This window comes from Paraburkholderia fungorum (assembly GCF_046026025.1).
Lineage (GTDB): Bacteria > Pseudomonadota > Gammaproteobacteria > Burkholderiales > Burkholderiaceae > Paraburkholderia > Paraburkholderia fungorum_E.
Genome location: NZ_JAQQFL010000001.1, coordinates 300,789 through 315,360, shown reverse-complemented (window position 1 = coordinate 315,360; position 14,572 = coordinate 300,789). Strand labels below are relative to the sequence as shown.

At 62.1% G+C, this 14,572-nt stretch carries 15 protein-coding genes; 9 read left to right on the top strand and 6 right to left on the bottom strand.

From position 1 onward, the window contains the following. The first annotated feature begins 424 nt into the window (after positions 1–424). The 5 genes from lpxK (at position 425) to PQR67_RS01430 (ending at position 4,520) form a co-directional block, all read left to right on the top strand. Positions 425–1,441 (top strand): tetraacyldisaccharide 4'-kinase, encoded by a 1,017-nt coding sequence (lpxK, locus tag PQR67_RS01450; RefSeq protein WP_408453455.1) that lies wholly within the window; start codon positions 425–427, stop codon positions 1,439–1,441. Next, entirely contained in the window at positions 1,422–1,625 is a 204-nt protein-coding gene (locus PQR67_RS01445; protein ID WP_006050060.1) for a Trm112 family protein, read from the top strand. Before lpxK ends, PQR67_RS01445 begins: the two co-directional genes overlap by 20 nt. A 179-nt stretch (positions 1,626–1,804) precedes the next feature. Continuing rightward, positions 1,805–2,605, top strand: coding sequence for a 3-deoxy-manno-octulosonate cytidylyltransferase (gene kdsB / locus PQR67_RS01440; RefSeq protein ID WP_408453452.1), 801 nt, complete (start codon positions 1,805–1,807; stop codon positions 2,603–2,605). Between the two features lie 214 nt (positions 2,606–2,819). Continuing rightward, positions 2,820–3,485, top strand: a complete 666-nt coding sequence (gene adk / locus PQR67_RS01435; RefSeq protein WP_408453449.1) for an adenylate kinase — start codon at positions 2,820–2,822, stop codon at positions 3,483–3,485. Between the two features lie 276 nt (positions 3,486–3,761). Next, positions 3,762–4,520, top strand: a complete 759-nt coding sequence (locus PQR67_RS01430; protein ID WP_408453446.1) for a 3-hydroxyacyl-CoA dehydrogenase — start codon at positions 3,762–3,764, stop codon at positions 4,518–4,520. Between the two features lie 108 nt (positions 4,521–4,628). Here the strand turns inward: PQR67_RS01430 and PQR67_RS01425 are convergent, their stop codons facing one another. Continuing rightward, positions 4,629–5,471, bottom strand: a complete 843-nt coding sequence (locus tag PQR67_RS01425) for a SirB1 family protein (protein WP_408453443.1) — start codon at positions 5,469–5,471, stop codon at positions 4,629–4,631. 5 nt (positions 5,472–5,476) lie between these two features. Further along, positions 5,477–7,027, bottom strand: coding sequence for a murein biosynthesis integral membrane protein MurJ (gene murJ, locus PQR67_RS01420; RefSeq protein WP_408453440.1), 1,551 nt, complete (start codon positions 7,025–7,027; stop codon positions 5,477–5,479). Positions 7,028–7,563: 536 nt separating this feature from the next. Between murJ and rpsT the strand changes: the two genes are divergently transcribed. Then, on the top strand, positions 7,564–7,842 hold the full coding sequence (gene rpsT, locus PQR67_RS01415; protein ID WP_201070905.1) for a 30S ribosomal protein S20: 279 nt from the start codon (positions 7,564–7,566) through the stop codon (positions 7,840–7,842). 238 nt (positions 7,843–8,080) lie between these two features. Here rpsT and PQR67_RS01410 read toward each other — a convergent pair whose 3' ends face one another. After that, positions 8,081–8,428 carry a DUF3579 domain-containing protein gene (locus PQR67_RS01410; RefSeq protein ID WP_408453437.1) on the bottom strand — a complete coding sequence of 116 codons (348 nt, stop codon included), beginning with the start codon at positions 8,426–8,428 and terminating at the stop codon, positions 8,081–8,083. Between the two features lie 436 nt (positions 8,429–8,864). Between PQR67_RS01410 and argF the strand changes: the two genes are divergently transcribed. Both argF and PQR67_RS01400 read left to right on the top strand, forming a co-directional pair. Next, positions 8,865–9,794, top strand: coding sequence for an ornithine carbamoyltransferase (gene argF, locus PQR67_RS01405; RefSeq protein WP_408453434.1), 930 nt, complete (start codon positions 8,865–8,867; stop codon positions 9,792–9,794). A 261-nt stretch (positions 9,795–10,055) separates the two neighbouring features. Next, positions 10,056–11,282 (top strand): argininosuccinate synthase, encoded by a 1,227-nt coding sequence (locus tag PQR67_RS01400; RefSeq protein WP_408453431.1) that lies wholly within the window; start codon positions 10,056–10,058, stop codon positions 11,280–11,282. Positions 11,283–11,426: 144 nt separating this feature from the next. On the opposite strand, the gene murB is transcribed toward PQR67_RS01400, so the two are convergent. Next, a complete protein-coding gene (gene murB / locus PQR67_RS01395; RefSeq protein ID WP_408453428.1) occupies positions 11,427–12,467 on the bottom strand; it encodes a UDP-N-acetylmuramate dehydrogenase in 1,041 nt (346 codons plus the stop codon). Between the two features lie 185 nt (positions 12,468–12,652). On the opposite strand from murB, the gene PQR67_RS01390 reads away from it, so the two are divergent. After that, a complete protein-coding gene (locus PQR67_RS01390; protein ID WP_408453425.1) occupies positions 12,653–13,138 on the top strand; it encodes a YajQ family cyclic di-GMP-binding protein in 486 nt (161 codons plus the stop codon). A gap of 147 nt (positions 13,139–13,285) precedes the next feature. On the opposite strand, the gene plsY is transcribed toward PQR67_RS01390, so the two are convergent. Then, positions 13,286–13,930: a glycerol-3-phosphate 1-O-acyltransferase PlsY gene (plsY, locus tag PQR67_RS01385; protein WP_408453423.1), complete on the bottom strand. Its 645-nt coding sequence runs from the start codon at positions 13,928–13,930 to the stop codon at positions 13,286–13,288. A gap of 126 nt (positions 13,931–14,056) precedes the next feature. Further along, the gene (gene ybaK / locus PQR67_RS01380; RefSeq protein ID WP_408453420.1) at positions 14,057–14,548 is read right to left on the bottom strand and encodes a Cys-tRNA(Pro) deacylase; all 492 of its coding nucleotides are present in this window, start codon (positions 14,546–14,548) and stop codon (positions 14,057–14,059) included. Positions 14,549–14,572 lie beyond the last annotated feature (24 nt).

The following is a 14,572-nucleotide window of genomic DNA, read 5'->3' as shown; positions in this document are numbered from 1 at the left end:
GAGATTTACATCCCATTAAAGGGAGTGATTACCGATACGGAGCGCTCGGCGCGGCCTTTCCAGCCCATCGACGGGGCGGTTCTCCACAAAGTTATCCACAGGCTGCGGGTATCGCCCGGAGCCGCCGCTTGCCGCGCGGCGCGGCGCGCGTGACTTGCCGGGCAGGACGCCCGCGCGCTAGAGTGGCGGGTTCGACAGCATGCCGAAAGCCCCACGGGGGCTCGCCATTGCGGCAGACTGGCGGCACACTGCGCGAGCCCATTGGCTGCTGCGGCGGCCGCCCCCGCCGCATCTTTTTGCTGCACTTTTCGATTGTCCGGAGAACCGCGTTGATGCTTGCCCCGCGTATCGCACCTGGCGCTTCCATGCCGCCGCGCCGCCCTCTTCGGGCGTGCTGTGCATCGCCCGTCCTTGCGGCTCGCCGATGAGCGGCGTGACCCACCGTCTCGAAGCACGCCTTGCGCGTGAATGGCAGCAACGTGGCCCGCTTGCGTGGGCCCTGATGCCTTTCGCGTGTGTGTTCGGTGCGATTGCCACCGCGCGCCGTGCTGCTTTCTCGTTCGGCTGGCTGAAATCCGTCCGCATTGGTGTGCCAGTGGTCGTGGTCGGCAACGTGACGGTCGGCGGCACCGGCAAAACGCCGACCGTCATCGCACTAGTCGAAGCGTTGCGCGCCGCCGGCTTCAAGCCCGGCGTGGTGTCGCGTGGCTATGGCGCGCGCGTCAAGGCGCCGACGCCGGTTCTCGCGAGCTCGGCGGCAAGCGTCGGCGGCGACGAACCGCTGCTGATCGCGCGCCGCACCGGCGCACCGGTGTGGGTCTGTCCGGATCGCGTCGCGGCTGCGCAGGCGCTGTGCGCGGCGCACCGCGAAATCGACGTGATCGTCAGCGACGACGGCTTGCAGCACTACCGCCTCGAGCGCGACGCGGAACTGGTGGTTTTCGATCACCGGCTCGGCGGCAACGGTTTTCTGCTGCCGGCCGGCCCGCTGCGCGAGCCGCTGTCGCGCCGCCGCGATGCGACTCTGATCAACGATCCGTACGCCCGCACGCTGCCCCCGTGGCCGAACACGTTCGCGCTGCAACTCGCGCCCGCCGACGCCTGGCATCTCGACAACCCCGGTCTGCGCCGCCCGCTCGCGCAATTCAGCGGCGATCGCGTGCTGGCCGCGGCCGGCATCGGCGCGCCGGAGCGTTTTTTCGCCACGCTGCGCGCCGCCGGTCTCACGCCCACCACCCGCGCGCTGCCGGATCACTATGCGTTCGAACGCAATCCTTTTACGGACGTCGACGCGGACACCATCCTGATAACCGAAAAGGATGCGGTAAAATTGGGGTCCTGGCACGACGCGCGCATCTGGGTTGTCCCTGTCGAAGCCGCGCTCGATCATCGCCTCATTGCATTAGTTGTGGAGAAAGTCCGTGGACGCTCGCCTGCTTGAAATTCTCGTCTGCCCGATCTGCAAGGGCCCGCTCAGCTACGACCGTTCTGCGCAGGAGCTGATCTGCAACGCGGACAAGCTTGCCTATCCAATCCGCGACGGCATTCCCGTGATGCTGGTCGACGAAGCGCGCCAGACCGTCGAAGGCACGCCGGTCGATCTGAATCCGGGCTCGGTCGCCTGAGCAGGCGTTGGCCCGGCGCGGGTCACAGGTGCGGGGGCAGCGAGATTCGGCGCGCCCCGCTACCCTGATCCGCCATTGCCTGTCCTGCTGGTCTTCTCATTTGCCATTTTTCCCATCAGCGCCCGCAGCGCACTACTTGCGAGCGCTTCCTTCCGGTTTCATCGCCGCTCGTCCTTCCGATGACCCACGCTAACGTCACCGCTCCTCCGTTTGTCGCCGTCGTGCCGGCCCGGCTTGCCTCGACGCGTCTGCCCAACAAACCGCTCGCCGACATCGGCGGCAAGCCCATGGTGGTGCGGGTTGCCGAACGCGCACGCGAATCGGGCGCGCAACAGGTGCTGATCGCCTCCGACGCGCAAGCGGTGCTGGATGTGGCCCGCGAGCACGGCTTCGAAGCCGTGCTGACGCGCGCCGATCATCCGTCGGGCACCGACCGTCTTGCGGAAGTGGCCGCGCAGTTCGGCTGGAGCGACGAGACGATCGTGGTGAACGTTCAGGGCGACGAGCCGCTGATCGATCCGGCGCTTGTGCGGGGTGTGGCGTCGCACCTGGCATCGAGCCACGGATGCGCGATCGCCACCGCGGCGCATCCGATCACCGATCCCGCGGAAATTTTCAACCCGAACGTCGTCAAGGTCGTGCTCGACGCGCGCGGCGTCGCGCTGTATTTCTCGCGCGCGCCGATTCCATGGGCCCGCGACGCGTATCAGCCGCATTGGCCCGACGTGGCGTCGATGCCCACGCCGCCGGCGCCCGCAGTCGTCTACCGGCATATCGGCCTGTATGCGTATCGCGCCCAATTCCTGCGCACGTATCCGAATCTCGCGATTTCGCCGATCGAGCAGGTCGAAGCACTCGAGCAACTGCGCGCGATGTGGCACGGCGAGCGGATCGCGGTGCTCGTCACTCAGGATGCGCCGCTGCCGGGCGTCGACACGCCCGCCGATCTCGCGCGCGTGCAGGCTTTATTCGGGGCGTGAGCGTAAAAACCCATGGCATAATCGGACGGTTATGCGCGCCTCCCGTTGAACGCGAGAGTCAGGGTTTGCCCCGGTCGCACCGTTGTCGTCTTGCAGCGCCGTCATTGTCGACGTGCAGCGCGAGACTCGAAACGACAGCCGACGCGGGTCCCTCGGCGAATCGTGGGATGGCTGCAGCACCACCAAAGAATTCACATAGATCTGGAGATATCACATGCGTTTGATCCTTTTGGGTGCACCCGGCGCGGGCAAGGGCACTCAGGCAAACTTCATCAAGGAAAAGTTCGGCATTCCGCAAATTTCCACCGGTGACATGCTGCGCGCAGCCGTTAAGGCGGGCACGCCGCTGGGCCTCGAAGCCAAGCGCTTCATGGACGCTGGCGAGCTGGTCACGGACGAGCTGATCATCAATCTGGTGAAGGAGCGCCTGCAACAGCCGGACTGCGCGAACGGTTATCTGTTCGACGGTTTTCCGCGCACCATTCCGCAAGCCGAAGCGATGAAGCAGGCCGGCGTCGCGATCGATTACGTGCTGGAAATCGACGTACCGTTCGACGAGATCATCGTGCGGATGAGCGGCCGTCGCTCGCATGCCGCGTCGGGCCGTACGTATCACGTCAAGTTCAACCCGCCGAAGGTTGAAGGCGTGGATGACGTGACCGGCGAGCCGCTGATCCAGCGCGACGACGACAAGGAAGAAACGGTTAAGAAGCGCCTCGACGTGTACGTTGCGCAAACCAAGCCGCTGATCGAGTACTACAACAACTGGGCGCAGAACGGCGACCCGGCGACCGCATTGAAGGCGCCGCAATATCGCCGCATTTCGGGCCTCGGCGCGGTCGAAGAAATTCGCAACCGCGCGTTTGATGCGCTGAAGTAATCTCGCGCTTGTAGTTGCCGTATAAAAAACCCGCCCATGCCGGCGGGTTTTTTTATGGCGTGCGGCATGGCAAGGCGTGTACCCCGAGCCGCCTGATCCGCCATATCCAGTTTTAATTAGCCATCCATACCAGTTTGATCGCGCCCCTTGATCTCCCGCACGGACTCAGCCCGGTTAGTACCCACTTCACTTTCCGCATTGCAGCATAGCCGTTACAATCGATCATCGAAAAGATATTCGATCGAGACATTACTGAACTGAAGCAAAGGAGAAGACATGGAGATTCGCGACAACGTATTCCTGATCACCGGCGGTGCATCGGGTCTGGGCGCGGCCACAGCGCGCCTTTTCGTCGAGAACGGCGGCAAGGTGGTCCTCGCCGATCTGAATGTGGACGCGGGTGAAGCGCTCGCGAAGGAACTCGGCGGCGTGTTCGTCAAATGTGACGTGAGCCGCGAAGACGACGCCACGCAAGCCGTCGAAGCCGCCACCAAACTCGGCACACTGCGCGGCCTCGTGAATTGCGCGGGCGTTGCGCCCGCCATCAAGACGGTCGGCAAAGATGGCCCGCATCCGCTCGAGTCGTTTTCCCGCACCATCTCCATCAATCTGATCGGCACGTTCAACATGATCCGGCTCGCCGCCGCAGCCATGTCGAAGAACGAACCGAATGCGAATGGCGAGCGTGGCGTGATCATCAACACGGCGTCGGTCGCGGCCTTTGACGGCCAGATCGGCCAGGCCGCTTACGCGGCGTCCAAGAGCGGCGTGGTCGGCATGACCTTGCCGATCGCCCGTGACCTGTCGCGCAATGCGATTCGTGTCATGACGATTGCACCGGGCATCTTCGAAACGCCCATGCTGCTCGGCATGCCGCAGGAAGTGCAGGACGCGCTCGGCGCAATGGTGCCGTTCCCACCGCGTCTCGGCAAACCGGCAGAGTACGCGATGCTGGCCAAGCAGATCTTCGACAATCCGATGCTCAACGGCGAAGTGATTCGTCTGGACGGCGCGATCCGGATGCAGCCGAAGTAACCGTGCTTCCAGCCGCCCGCTTTACGCGGCTGCGGCAATGAAAAACGCCTGCGCGTGAATCAACGTGATTCACGCGCAGGCGTTCTGTTTTGAACGGTTGAAACGTTTTTAGTCGCGGTCGTCGTACTGGGTGCGTTGACGCAGTTCGTGCAACTGCGACTCCACCACGGTCGCGTCTTCGGCGTCCGGCCGGTCGCCCAGATAGCGTTCGAGATCCTCGAGCGCAGGGCGCAGATAATCGAGCCGCGCATACGCGAATCCGCGATCGCGCACTTCTTCAATACTGTCCGGCAGCAGGATCACGAGACGCTGCTGCACAGCCAATAGACGCTGCCAGCGTTCTGTCTGAAGATAAGTCGACTTCAGATTGCGCAGCATGCGGGCGATGATCTCGCGGCGCGTGGCCGGTTGCAGTAACATGCGCAACGCCCGGCTCACCGACTCGCCCGCCGATGCGACATACGGCTCCAGCATATCCACCATCTGCGATTCGGACAGCGAATGCCCGTTGGTCGGATCGAGCATCACGTCGCCATCCGGCGTGGTCACGCGCAACAGAAAGTGGCCCGGAAACGACACGCCGCGCGCCGGAATACCGAGCTGCTCGGCCATCTCCAGATAGAGCACCGCCAGCGAAATCGGAATGCCACGGCGCCGCTTCAGCACTGCATTCAGATGGCTGTTGTCTGGGTCGTAATAATCGTTGAGATTGCTGGCGAAACCCAGCTCGCGGAAGAAGAACCGGTTCAGAATGCCGACCTTCTGCCTGATGTCGGCGTCGTCCGGCATGCGGCGCTGCAAACGCACGACCAGCTCGTCGATCTCGGCCAGCGTGCCTTGCAAATCGAGATCGGGATAAGCGTCCTGCGCGAGCGAGAGCGCCGCCTCGGTCAGCGGCAGGCTGTCATCTTCGGCAACCAGCGTACTGAAATAGTCGAGAACTCGCGTCATCGTGATCACTTCACTCGCCTTTTGAAATACGCGTACTTGAAGCCCATCAGCCAAAGCATACCGAAATATAGCGCGGCGAACAGAACGAGGCACGCCCCCAGCAACACGATTCGATCGACCGGCCGGCTATGCAGGCCGATCCAGTCGAAGCTGATCGCGAGCCAATGCATCGCACCGGCCAGCACCAGACAGGCGCCGAGCAACTGCACGAAGAACTTCAGCCAGCCGTTCGACGGTGTATAGATGCCGCGCTTGCGCAAGCCGAGAAACAGGAACAGCGCGTTGACGCAAGCCCCAAGCCCAACGCTCAGCGTAAGGCCGGCATGCGCGAAAATCGGCACGAACAGATAATTGCTCAACTGCGTGACGATCAACACGCCGACGCCGATCTTCACCGGCGTCTTGATGTCCTGCTTCGCGTAAAAACCGGGTGCGAGAATCTTGATGAGAATCAGGCCAATCAGGCCAATGCCGTAGGCAGACAACGCGCGGGCGACCATCACCACCGAATTGCCGTCGAACTTGCCGTAGTGAAACAGCGTCGCGGTGAGAGGCTGGGCGAAGAAAAACAGCGCGACTGCGCTCGGCGCGGCCAGCAGGAAAGTGACGCGCAACCCCCAATCGAGCAGCGACGAATACTCGTGCGAATCGGCGTCCACGTGCGCTTTCGACAGGCTCGGCAGCAGGATCGTGCCGAGCGCGACGCCGAGCAGCGCGGTCGGAAACTCCATCAACCGGTCGGCGTAATTGATCCAGGAAACCGCGCCCGGACCGATGCGCGATGCAATATTGGTGTTGATGATCAGGCTGATCTGCGCGACCGACACGGCGAACATCGCCGGCACCATCTTCGACAGGACCCGCTTCACGCCGCGGTGCGCGAGCGCTTTCAGCGGATTCAGGCCGATGCGCGGCAACATGTCGATCTTCTTCAGACCCGGCAGTTGCACGATGAATTGCAGCACACCGCCGGCGATCACCGCCCACGCGAGCGCATAAACCGGCGTTTGCAGGCGCGGCGCGACAAACACCGCCGCGGCAATGAACGCGACGTTCAGCAGGACCGGGGCGAAGGCGGGCAGTGAAAAGTTCTTGTACGTATTCAGCACGCCGGACGCCAGCGACGTCAGCGAGATGAAAATGATGTACGGGAACATGATGCGCGTCATCGTGACCGCGAGCGCATAGGCCTGGCCTTCGTGCGCGAGCCCTGACGCGACGATGAACACCACACCCGACGCCCCAACCACGCCGATCACCGAAAGAATCGCGAGCGCCCAGGCCAGCACGGTCGAGGTGGCGTCGACGAGCGCCTTGGTGGCGTCGTGTCCTTGCTGGTTCTTGAACTCGGCGAGAATCGGCACGAAGGCCTGCGAGAACGCACCCTCGGCGGAAATGCGGCGCAGCAGGTTCGGAATGCGGAAGGCGACGTAGAACGCGTCAGTATATTGACTGGCGCCGAACGCGCGGGCGATCAGCGTTTCGCGGGCCAGTCCGGTCACGCGCGACAGCAACGTGAAGCCGCTGACCGTCAGCAGAGCTCGGAATAGATTCATGGGGCGCTTATTATACGGGTGCCACAGGGGCGAACGACGAGCCGGAACGCGAATCGGACCGATTTACGCCGCAGAGGTTCGTTCGGATGAGCGAATCGGACCGTTTTTTGTTTGTTTTTTTTGTTGCCTGCCGCACGCCTTGCGTCGCGAGCCTGCCATCCGCTTACCCGTTGCAGCACAGTCGCCGGTACGCCCGCAGGCTACCCCATCCCGGTCAGGCTGACAGAATGCCGGAGCTCGCGTGGCAGCCCGGCACACCGGAATTGACGATTCTCCGTTGCCACGTGCCTGATTTTGTTGCTATAATCGCCGGTTTCGAAGCTCGCTCAATTTTCGGACGGGGTTGAGGTCGGCAACCAAACTGCCACGCCTATCCTCGAAACACACCGGAATACGGGCCCGCCTTCGCGTAGTCCGATCGATTATTTCGACACTTTTTGCGCTCTTGGGCAATCGCTTCCAAGAGTTCGATCTAAAAGCAGCACCTACCACTTGAAGGTCAGGTACTGGAAACAGGAACAGGATAAGGAACCGTCATGGCTAACACCGCACAAGCACGCAAGCGCGCCCGCCAGGCCGCCAAGGCTAACTCGCACAACTCGGCACTGCGCTCGAAGTTCCGCACGGCTATCAAGGCTGTCCGCAAGGCAATCGAAGCCGGCGACAAGGCCAAGGCCCTCGAGATCTTCCAGGCATCGTCGAAGACCATCGACATCATCGCCGACAAGAAAATCGTTCACAAGAACAAGGCAGCTCGTAACAAGAGCCGTCTGGCTGCAGCCCTCAAGGGTCTGCAAGCGCCTGCAGCGCAGTAAATTCGGTCAGCCCGCTTCGGTGGGCTACCTCCTGTTTCCGCTGCAACGGAAAGGCTCGCTTCGGCGGGCTTTTTTGCTTGGCGCCGCCCGGACCGGATACTGACTCACCCCGTTCGCGAGTCAGTTGGCTGCACGTCGAAGCCACCGCTTTGGAGCCGCCGCCTCGAAGTCATTGCTTCAGGCACAAAAAAACCCGCTACCGGCGGGTTTTTGCTTTTGCCGATCCAGCAGGCTCCTGCTAGATCACGTGTCTTTTCTCTTGCGGCGTAGCGTGCTCAAGTTGCAACTCGCACGCCTCGGTCACGAGAAGGTCATTGTCTTTCGCGAAGTTCAGGACAAAATCGAAGGCCATCGGCTCGATATCGCGCAGGCGCGAATCGAGAATCACGCATTTGAGGTCGCCGATCATGGTGGGCCGCACATACAGCGAGTATTGCAGATAAGCGTTCGGCCCCTTCCCGCCCGGGCTGGGACCGAAGCATGCCATGACGCCTGCGAGCCGCTCCGACCAGTCGCTCGGCCGGAATTTTTTCCCGGTCGACGTGATGCCCTGAATGAAATATTCGGTTGGAGCTGCTTCGGCCATGTAGGAATACCTGTGTGACTGCCCAGCGGGATGACGGCAAAGCTGACTGCAAAGCGGCTTTGGGATGCCTGAACACGTGGCCACGCCTGATTGGCGAGCTGTGCCGCCAGATGTTGCGAAGGGCCGGAGAAACCGCCGCGGCGCTCATCATGACGGCGCACCGCGAAGAAACTTTCAGGAGCGCGCGAGCCGTGTGCCGCAAGCTCAATACCGGCCTGCTGGGCTTAGGGATAACCGGTAGATTATAGCGCAGCGGACCTTTTTCCGCAGCGCACACAAGCCTCGTTTGAGGGTTGCGAAAGGCTTTCGGACAGCTTGCCCGGCCTTTTGGCCGACTCGTCAAACGGGGCGAAATCCTTTATGCTGCATTGAGTTACCACAAACGACGGCGTCGCCGTCCGGCAATCCTGCCGGGTGAGACCGCCGTATTTGTTTCATGACCGCCAAGAAAATTCGCCACTACCTGCAGTTCAAGGATTTCTCGCTGGAAGACTACGAGTACGTGCTGGAACGCGCCCGCATTCTGAAACGCAAGTTCAAGAACTACGAGACCTACCACCCGCTGCACGACCGCACGCTGGCGATGATCTTCGAGAAAAATTCGACGCGCACGCGCCTGTCGTTCGAAGCCGGCATCTTCCAGTTGGGCGGCCACGCCGTCTTCATGAGCACGCGCGACACGCAACTCGGCCGCGGCGAACCGATCGAAGACGCAGCGCAAGTGATTTCGCGCATGGTCGACATCATCATGATCCGCACGTTCGGCCAGGACATTCTCCAGCGCTTCGCCGAAAACTCGCGCGTGCCGGTGATCAACGGGCTGACCAACGAATATCACCCGTGCCAGGTGCTGGCGGACATCTTCACGTACTTCGAGCATCGCGGTCCGATTCGCGACAAGACGGTCGCGTGGGTTGGTGACGCGAACAACATGCTGTACACGTGGATCGAAGCCGCCCAGATTCTCGGCTTCAAGCTGCGCCTGTCCACCCCGCCAGGCTACAAGCTCGACCCCGCCATGGTCGCGGCTGAAAGCGCACCGTTCTATCAGGAATTCGACGATCCGAATGAAGCCTGCACGGGCGCCGATCTGGTCACCACCGACGTGTGGACCAGCATGGGCTTCGAGGCTGAAAACGAAGCCCGCAAGAAAGCCTTCGCAGACTGGTGCGTAGACGCCGAGATGATGGCGCGCGCCAATGCCGATGCATTGTTCATGCACTGCCTGCCCGCCCACCGCGGCGAGGAAGTCAGCGCGGAAGTGATCGACGGCCCGCAAAGCGTCGTGTGGGACGAAGCGGAAAATCGTCTGCACGTGCAAAAGGCGTTGATGGAATACCTGCTGCTCGGCAAGCTCAATCACTGAGCGAGCCGCTGTTCAGCACCTTAAGCAGCACCTTAAGCAGCACCTGCGTGAAGCGCGACGGGGCCTTGAATACGAGGCAAGGCATCCACGTTTAGCGCCACGCATCGTGTCGGCGTCCGCGGTTGCAAGCGGGCCGGCTCACCCACCGCGCAGTTCCAAAAACGCGGGCAAGCGGTGGTTTAGTGTCAAAATAGTGGTTTTCCGCGCTCCGGAACCGCCGGCGCGCCTTGTTTTCCAGCTTTCTCCAGCTACGAGTTCACCATGAGCGATATCAACAAAGTCGTGCTCGCCTATTCGGGCGGCCTCGACACCTCCGTCATCCTGAAGTGGTTGCAGGACAACTACGACGCCGAAGTCGTCACGTTTACGGCCGACATCGGCCAGGGCGAAGAGCTGGAACCGGCGCGCAAAAAAGCCCTGCAACTCGGCATCAAGCAGGACAACATCTTCATTGAAGACCTGCGCGAAGAATTCGTGCGCGACTACGTGTTCCCGATGTTCCGCGCCAATACGATCTATGAAGGCGAGTACCTGCTGGGCACGTCGATCGCGCGTCCGCTGATCGCCAAGCGTCAGATCGAAATCGCGCGCGCCACCGGCGCGCAAGCGGTCTCGCACGGCGCAACCGGCAAAGGCAACGACCAGGTTCGCTTCGAACTCGGTTACTACGCGCTGGAACCGGGCATCAAGGTGATCGCCCCGTGGCGTGAATGGGATCTGCTGTCGCGCGAAAAACTGCTCACCTACGCTGAAAAGGCCGGCATTCCGATCGAAATGAAGCATAAGCAAGGCGGCGCGCCCTACTCGATGGACGCGAACCTGCTGCACATCTCGTTCGAAGGCCGTCACCTGGAAGACCCGAAGGCCGAGGCCGAAGCCGATATGTGGCGTTGGACAGTGTCGCCGGAACAGGCGCCGGATCAGGCCGAATATCTCGACATCGAATACGAACACGGCGACCCGGTCGCGATCAACGGCAAGCGTCTGTCGCCGGCTGAAATGCTGACCGAATTGAACCGTTTGGGTGGCAAGCACGGCATCGGCCGTCTGGACCTGGTCGAAAACCGTTACGTCGGCATGAAGTCGCGCGGCTGCTATGAAACGCCGGGCGGCACGATCATGCTGAAGGCGCACCGCGGCATCGAGTCGATTACGCTCGACCGTGAAGTGGCTCACCTGAAAGACGACCTGATGGCGCGTTACGCTTCGCTGATTTACAACGGCTACTGGTGGAGCCCGGAGCGCCGCGCAATCCAGGTGCTGATCGACCACACGCAAGAGAAGGTCAACGGCTGGGTGCGTGTGAAGCTGTACAAGGGCAGCGTGTCGGTTGTCGCGCGCGATTCGAAGGAAACGCTGTTCGACAAGACCATCGCCACGTTCGACGACGACGGCGGTGCTTACAACCAGGCCGACGCTGGCGGGTTTATCAAGCTGAACGCGCTGCGTATGCGGATTGCTGAGAACGCGCGTCGTCAGCGCGATTAAAAGCATACGCTTCGGCGGCGGCTAACTTTGCGTGAGCGAAGTTAAGCGCCGCAAGGCGCAGCCGACACGGAAGCGCAGCAATGAAAAAAGGCGCCGGGAGTTTTCTCCCGGCGCCTTTTTCTTTGCTGCCAATCCTCTACACAATCACAAACAAACCGGCTCCGCTTCCAGCTCCACGCCAAATCGCGCCAGCACATCATGCTGGACCGCCTTCGCGAGCGCCAACACCTCCGCGCCGCTCGCTCCGCCGAGATTCACCAGCACGAGCGCCTGCCGTTGATGCACGGCCGCGGCACCCATCGCCCGGCCTTTCCAGCCGCACTGATCGATCAACCAGCCCGCCGCGAGCTTCACGCGGCCGTCCGGTTGAAGATAAGACACGACCTCGGGCTCCCTGACCTTCAGCGCCTCGAACTGCGTTGCCTCCACGACCGGGTTCTTGAAGAAACTGCCGGCGTTACCAAGCTGAAGTGGATCGGGCAGCTTGGCGCGCCGCACTGCGACTACCGCGTTGAAAATTGCCTGCGCGCTCGGCGCGGCATCGGCATGGCCGCCCGCGGCCAGTTCACGCGCGATATCCGCGTATCCGGCGCGCGGCTGCCACACCTTCGGCAAACGAAAAGTGACCGACGTAATCACAAAACGGTCGCGCCCTTCCCGCTTGAAAAAACTGTCGCGGTAGCCGAATCGGCACGCGTCGGCATCGAGCTCGACGACGGCGCCCGTTTCGAGCTCAACCGCCCGCAGCGACGCAAACCGCTCGCACATTTCCAGCCCGTACGCCCCAATGTTCTGAATCGGCGCGGCCCCGACCGTCCCGGGAATCAGCGCGAGGTTCTCCAAGCCTGGCAAACCTTGCGACAAAGTCCAAGCGACAAACTCATGCCACGGCTCGCCGGCCGCCGCCTCGACGTACCAGGCTTCGTGGTCCTCGCGCACCACGCGGCGGCCTTGCAGCGCCACCAGCAACACCAGCCCGGGGAAGTCGTCCGTCAGCACGACATTGCTGCCACCGCCCAGCACCAGTCGCGGTAAGCCGGCGGCGCGCGAATCGCGCACGGCAGCCATGAGTTGCGCTTCGTGCTCGATCCGGCACGCGAACCGCGCGCGAACATCGAAACCGAAGGTGTTGTGCGTCTTCAGCGGATAGCCGGCAATGAACGCGGCAGAATCGGATAGGGACATCGGAATGAGAAGAATCGAACAACGACGGAGACGGCATCTGGCCCCTGGCTGCGCGACAATGCGCGGCGGCCTTAGGCAAAAGGGAGTGGCATCGGTAAAATGACACCAGCTTCGTGATTATAGCGAGTGCCCCGTGAGCAGCCGACCGGCCGCGCCACGCACCGCAGCACCAATGGGAGAACACAATGCCATCGTTTGACGTCGTCTGCGAAGCGGACATGGTCGAAGTCAAGAACGCGATCGAACAGTCCAACAAGGAAATTTCAACCCGCTTCGACTTCAAAGGGTCGGACGCGCGCGTCGAGCACAAGGAAAGCGAAATCACGGCCTACGCCGACGACGATTTCAAGCTCAGCCAGGTAACAGACGTCCTGCTGTCGAAAATGGCCAAGCGCAATGTGGACGCGCGCTTTCTCGACTACGGCAAGATCGAGAAAATCGGCGGCGACAAGGTCAAGCAGGTCATCAAGATCAAGAAAGGCGTGTCCGGCGACCTGTCGAAGAAAATCGTGCGTCTCGTGAAAGACAGCAAGATCAAGGTCCAGGCAAGCATTCAGGGCGACGCGGTGCGCATCACCGGCGGCAAGCGCGACGATCTGCAAAGCGTGATCGCGTTGCTGCGCAAGGACGTCACCGACACGCCGCTCGACTTCAACAACTTCCGCGACTGACCGCGCATCACGCCCGGTAGCGGGCGTGCGTTGTGTCTCGGCGCTGGGCGCATGTTGAACGCCCGGCAACGCGCTGCGTTAGGGCCCACCGCGGAGCGCCTGGCTGCATTGAGATTCAGCACCCGGCCGGACGCCCCCCGCCCGCGCTCAAGATTCGTTTCCGCCCGCCGCGCTACCCGCCGCGTCAGTTTTCTTCTTGGCGCCGATGCGGCTTTCCTGGCCGCGCATCAGCTTGGCGATGTTGCCACGGTGACGCCATACCAGCAGCGAACTCATCACCACAATCGCCAGCGCGATGACATGCGGCCCGAACAGAAAGCCGTCGAAGAGCGGCGCGAACACCGCCGCGGCCAACGCCGCCAGCGAAGAGTAGCGCGTGAAGAACGCCACGATCAGCCATGTCAGCAAGGTGGCGATGCCGAGGATCGGGTTGATCGCGATCAGCACACCCGCTGCCGTCGCCACGCCCTTGCCGCCTTTGAAGCGGAAGAAGATCGGATACAGGTGGCCGAGAAACACCGCGACGGACGCAATCGCAACCGACGTATCGTCGAGGCCGTAACGCGCGCCGAAATGCACCACGAACCACACCGGCAACCAGCCTTTGAAGGCGTCACCGATCAGGGTGAGAATCGCGGCTTTCTTGCTGCCGCTGCGCAGCACATTGGTGGCGCCCGGGTTGCCCGAACCGTACGAGCGCGGGTCGTCCAGCCCCATCGCGGCGCTCACGATCACGGCAAACGACACCGAGCCGATCAGGTAGGCAACGACAGCAACGATCAGGTTTTCCATCTGGGGACTCTTATAAGGATCGGCGGTCTGAAACTCGATACTCCAACCGCAACAGGGAACGCAACAGGCAACAAGGCGGCGCACATTCTACCGAACACGCCTGCCGGGCAAACATTCAGACAAACGTCAATCGACGCTCGCACACTGAACCGGCTTCGCCGCCACCAGATCGGACAGAATCCTGGGCTCGATGCTGACCAGAAAACCGCGCCGGCCGCCGTTCAGCCAGATCGTGTCCATCTCGAGAATGCTCGACTCGACGTACACCGGCATCTGTTTGCGCGTGCCGAACGGCGACGTGCCGCCGATCAGATAACCCGAATGCCGGTTCGCCACCTCGGGCTTGCACGGCTCGACGCGCTTCGCGCCAATCTGCCGCGCCAGATTTTTCGTGCTGACGGTGCGGTCGCCGTGCATCAGTACGATCAGCGGCTTGGCGTGCTCGTCTTCCATCACCAGCGTCTTGACGACATGATGTTCGTCCACGCCGAGCTGGCGCGCCGATTCTTCAGTGCCGCCGTGCTCCACGTAATCGTAAGGGTGTTCGCCGAAAGTGACGCCGTGACGGCGCAGAAACTGCGTCGCGGGCGTTTCGGAGACGTGTCTGGATTTGCTCATCGGCGCATTGTAATAGCGAGTTTG

Excerpts from the sequence above, each read along its gene's own strand:
- lpxK (WP_408453455.1), top strand. The coding sequence starts at position 425 with ATGAGCGGCGTGACCCACCGTCTCGAAGCACGCCTTGCGCGTGAATGG.
- kdsB (WP_408453452.1), top strand. The coding sequence starts at position 1,805 with ATGACCCACGCTAACGTCACCGCTCCTCCGTTTGTCGCCGTCGTGCCG.
- adk (WP_408453449.1), top strand. The coding sequence starts at position 2,820 with ATGCGTTTGATCCTTTTGGGTGCACCCGGCGCGGGCAAGGGCACTCAG.
- PQR67_RS01430 (WP_408453446.1), top strand. The coding sequence starts at position 3,762 with ATGGAGATTCGCGACAACGTATTCCTGATCACCGGCGGTGCATCGGGT.
- PQR67_RS01425 (WP_408453443.1), bottom strand. The coding sequence starts at position 5,471 with ATGACGCGAGTTCTCGACTATTTCAGTACGCTGGTTGCCGAAGATGAC.
- murJ (WP_408453440.1), bottom strand. The coding sequence starts at position 7,027 with ATGAATCTATTCCGAGCTCTGCTGACGGTCAGCGGCTTCACGTTGCTG.
- rpsT (WP_201070905.1), top strand. The coding sequence starts at position 7,564 with ATGGCTAACACCGCACAAGCACGCAAGCGCGCCCGCCAGGCCGCCAAG.
- PQR67_RS01410 (WP_408453437.1), bottom strand. The coding sequence starts at position 8,428 with ATGGCCGAAGCAGCTCCAACCGAATATTTCATTCAGGGCATCACGTCG.
- argF (WP_408453434.1), top strand. The coding sequence starts at position 8,865 with ATGACCGCCAAGAAAATTCGCCACTACCTGCAGTTCAAGGATTTCTCG.
- PQR67_RS01400 (WP_408453431.1), top strand. The coding sequence starts at position 10,056 with ATGAGCGATATCAACAAAGTCGTGCTCGCCTATTCGGGCGGCCTCGAC.
- murB (WP_408453428.1), bottom strand. The coding sequence starts at position 12,467 with ATGTCCCTATCCGATTCTGCCGCGTTCATTGCCGGCTATCCGCTGAAG.
- PQR67_RS01390 (WP_408453425.1), top strand. The coding sequence starts at position 12,653 with ATGCCATCGTTTGACGTCGTCTGCGAAGCGGACATGGTCGAAGTCAAG.
- plsY (WP_408453423.1), bottom strand. The coding sequence starts at position 13,930 with ATGGAAAACCTGATCGTTGCTGTCGTTGCCTACCTGATCGGCTCGGTG.
- ybaK (WP_408453420.1), bottom strand. The coding sequence starts at position 14,548 with ATGAGCAAATCCAGACACGTCTCCGAAACGCCCGCGACGCAGTTTCTG.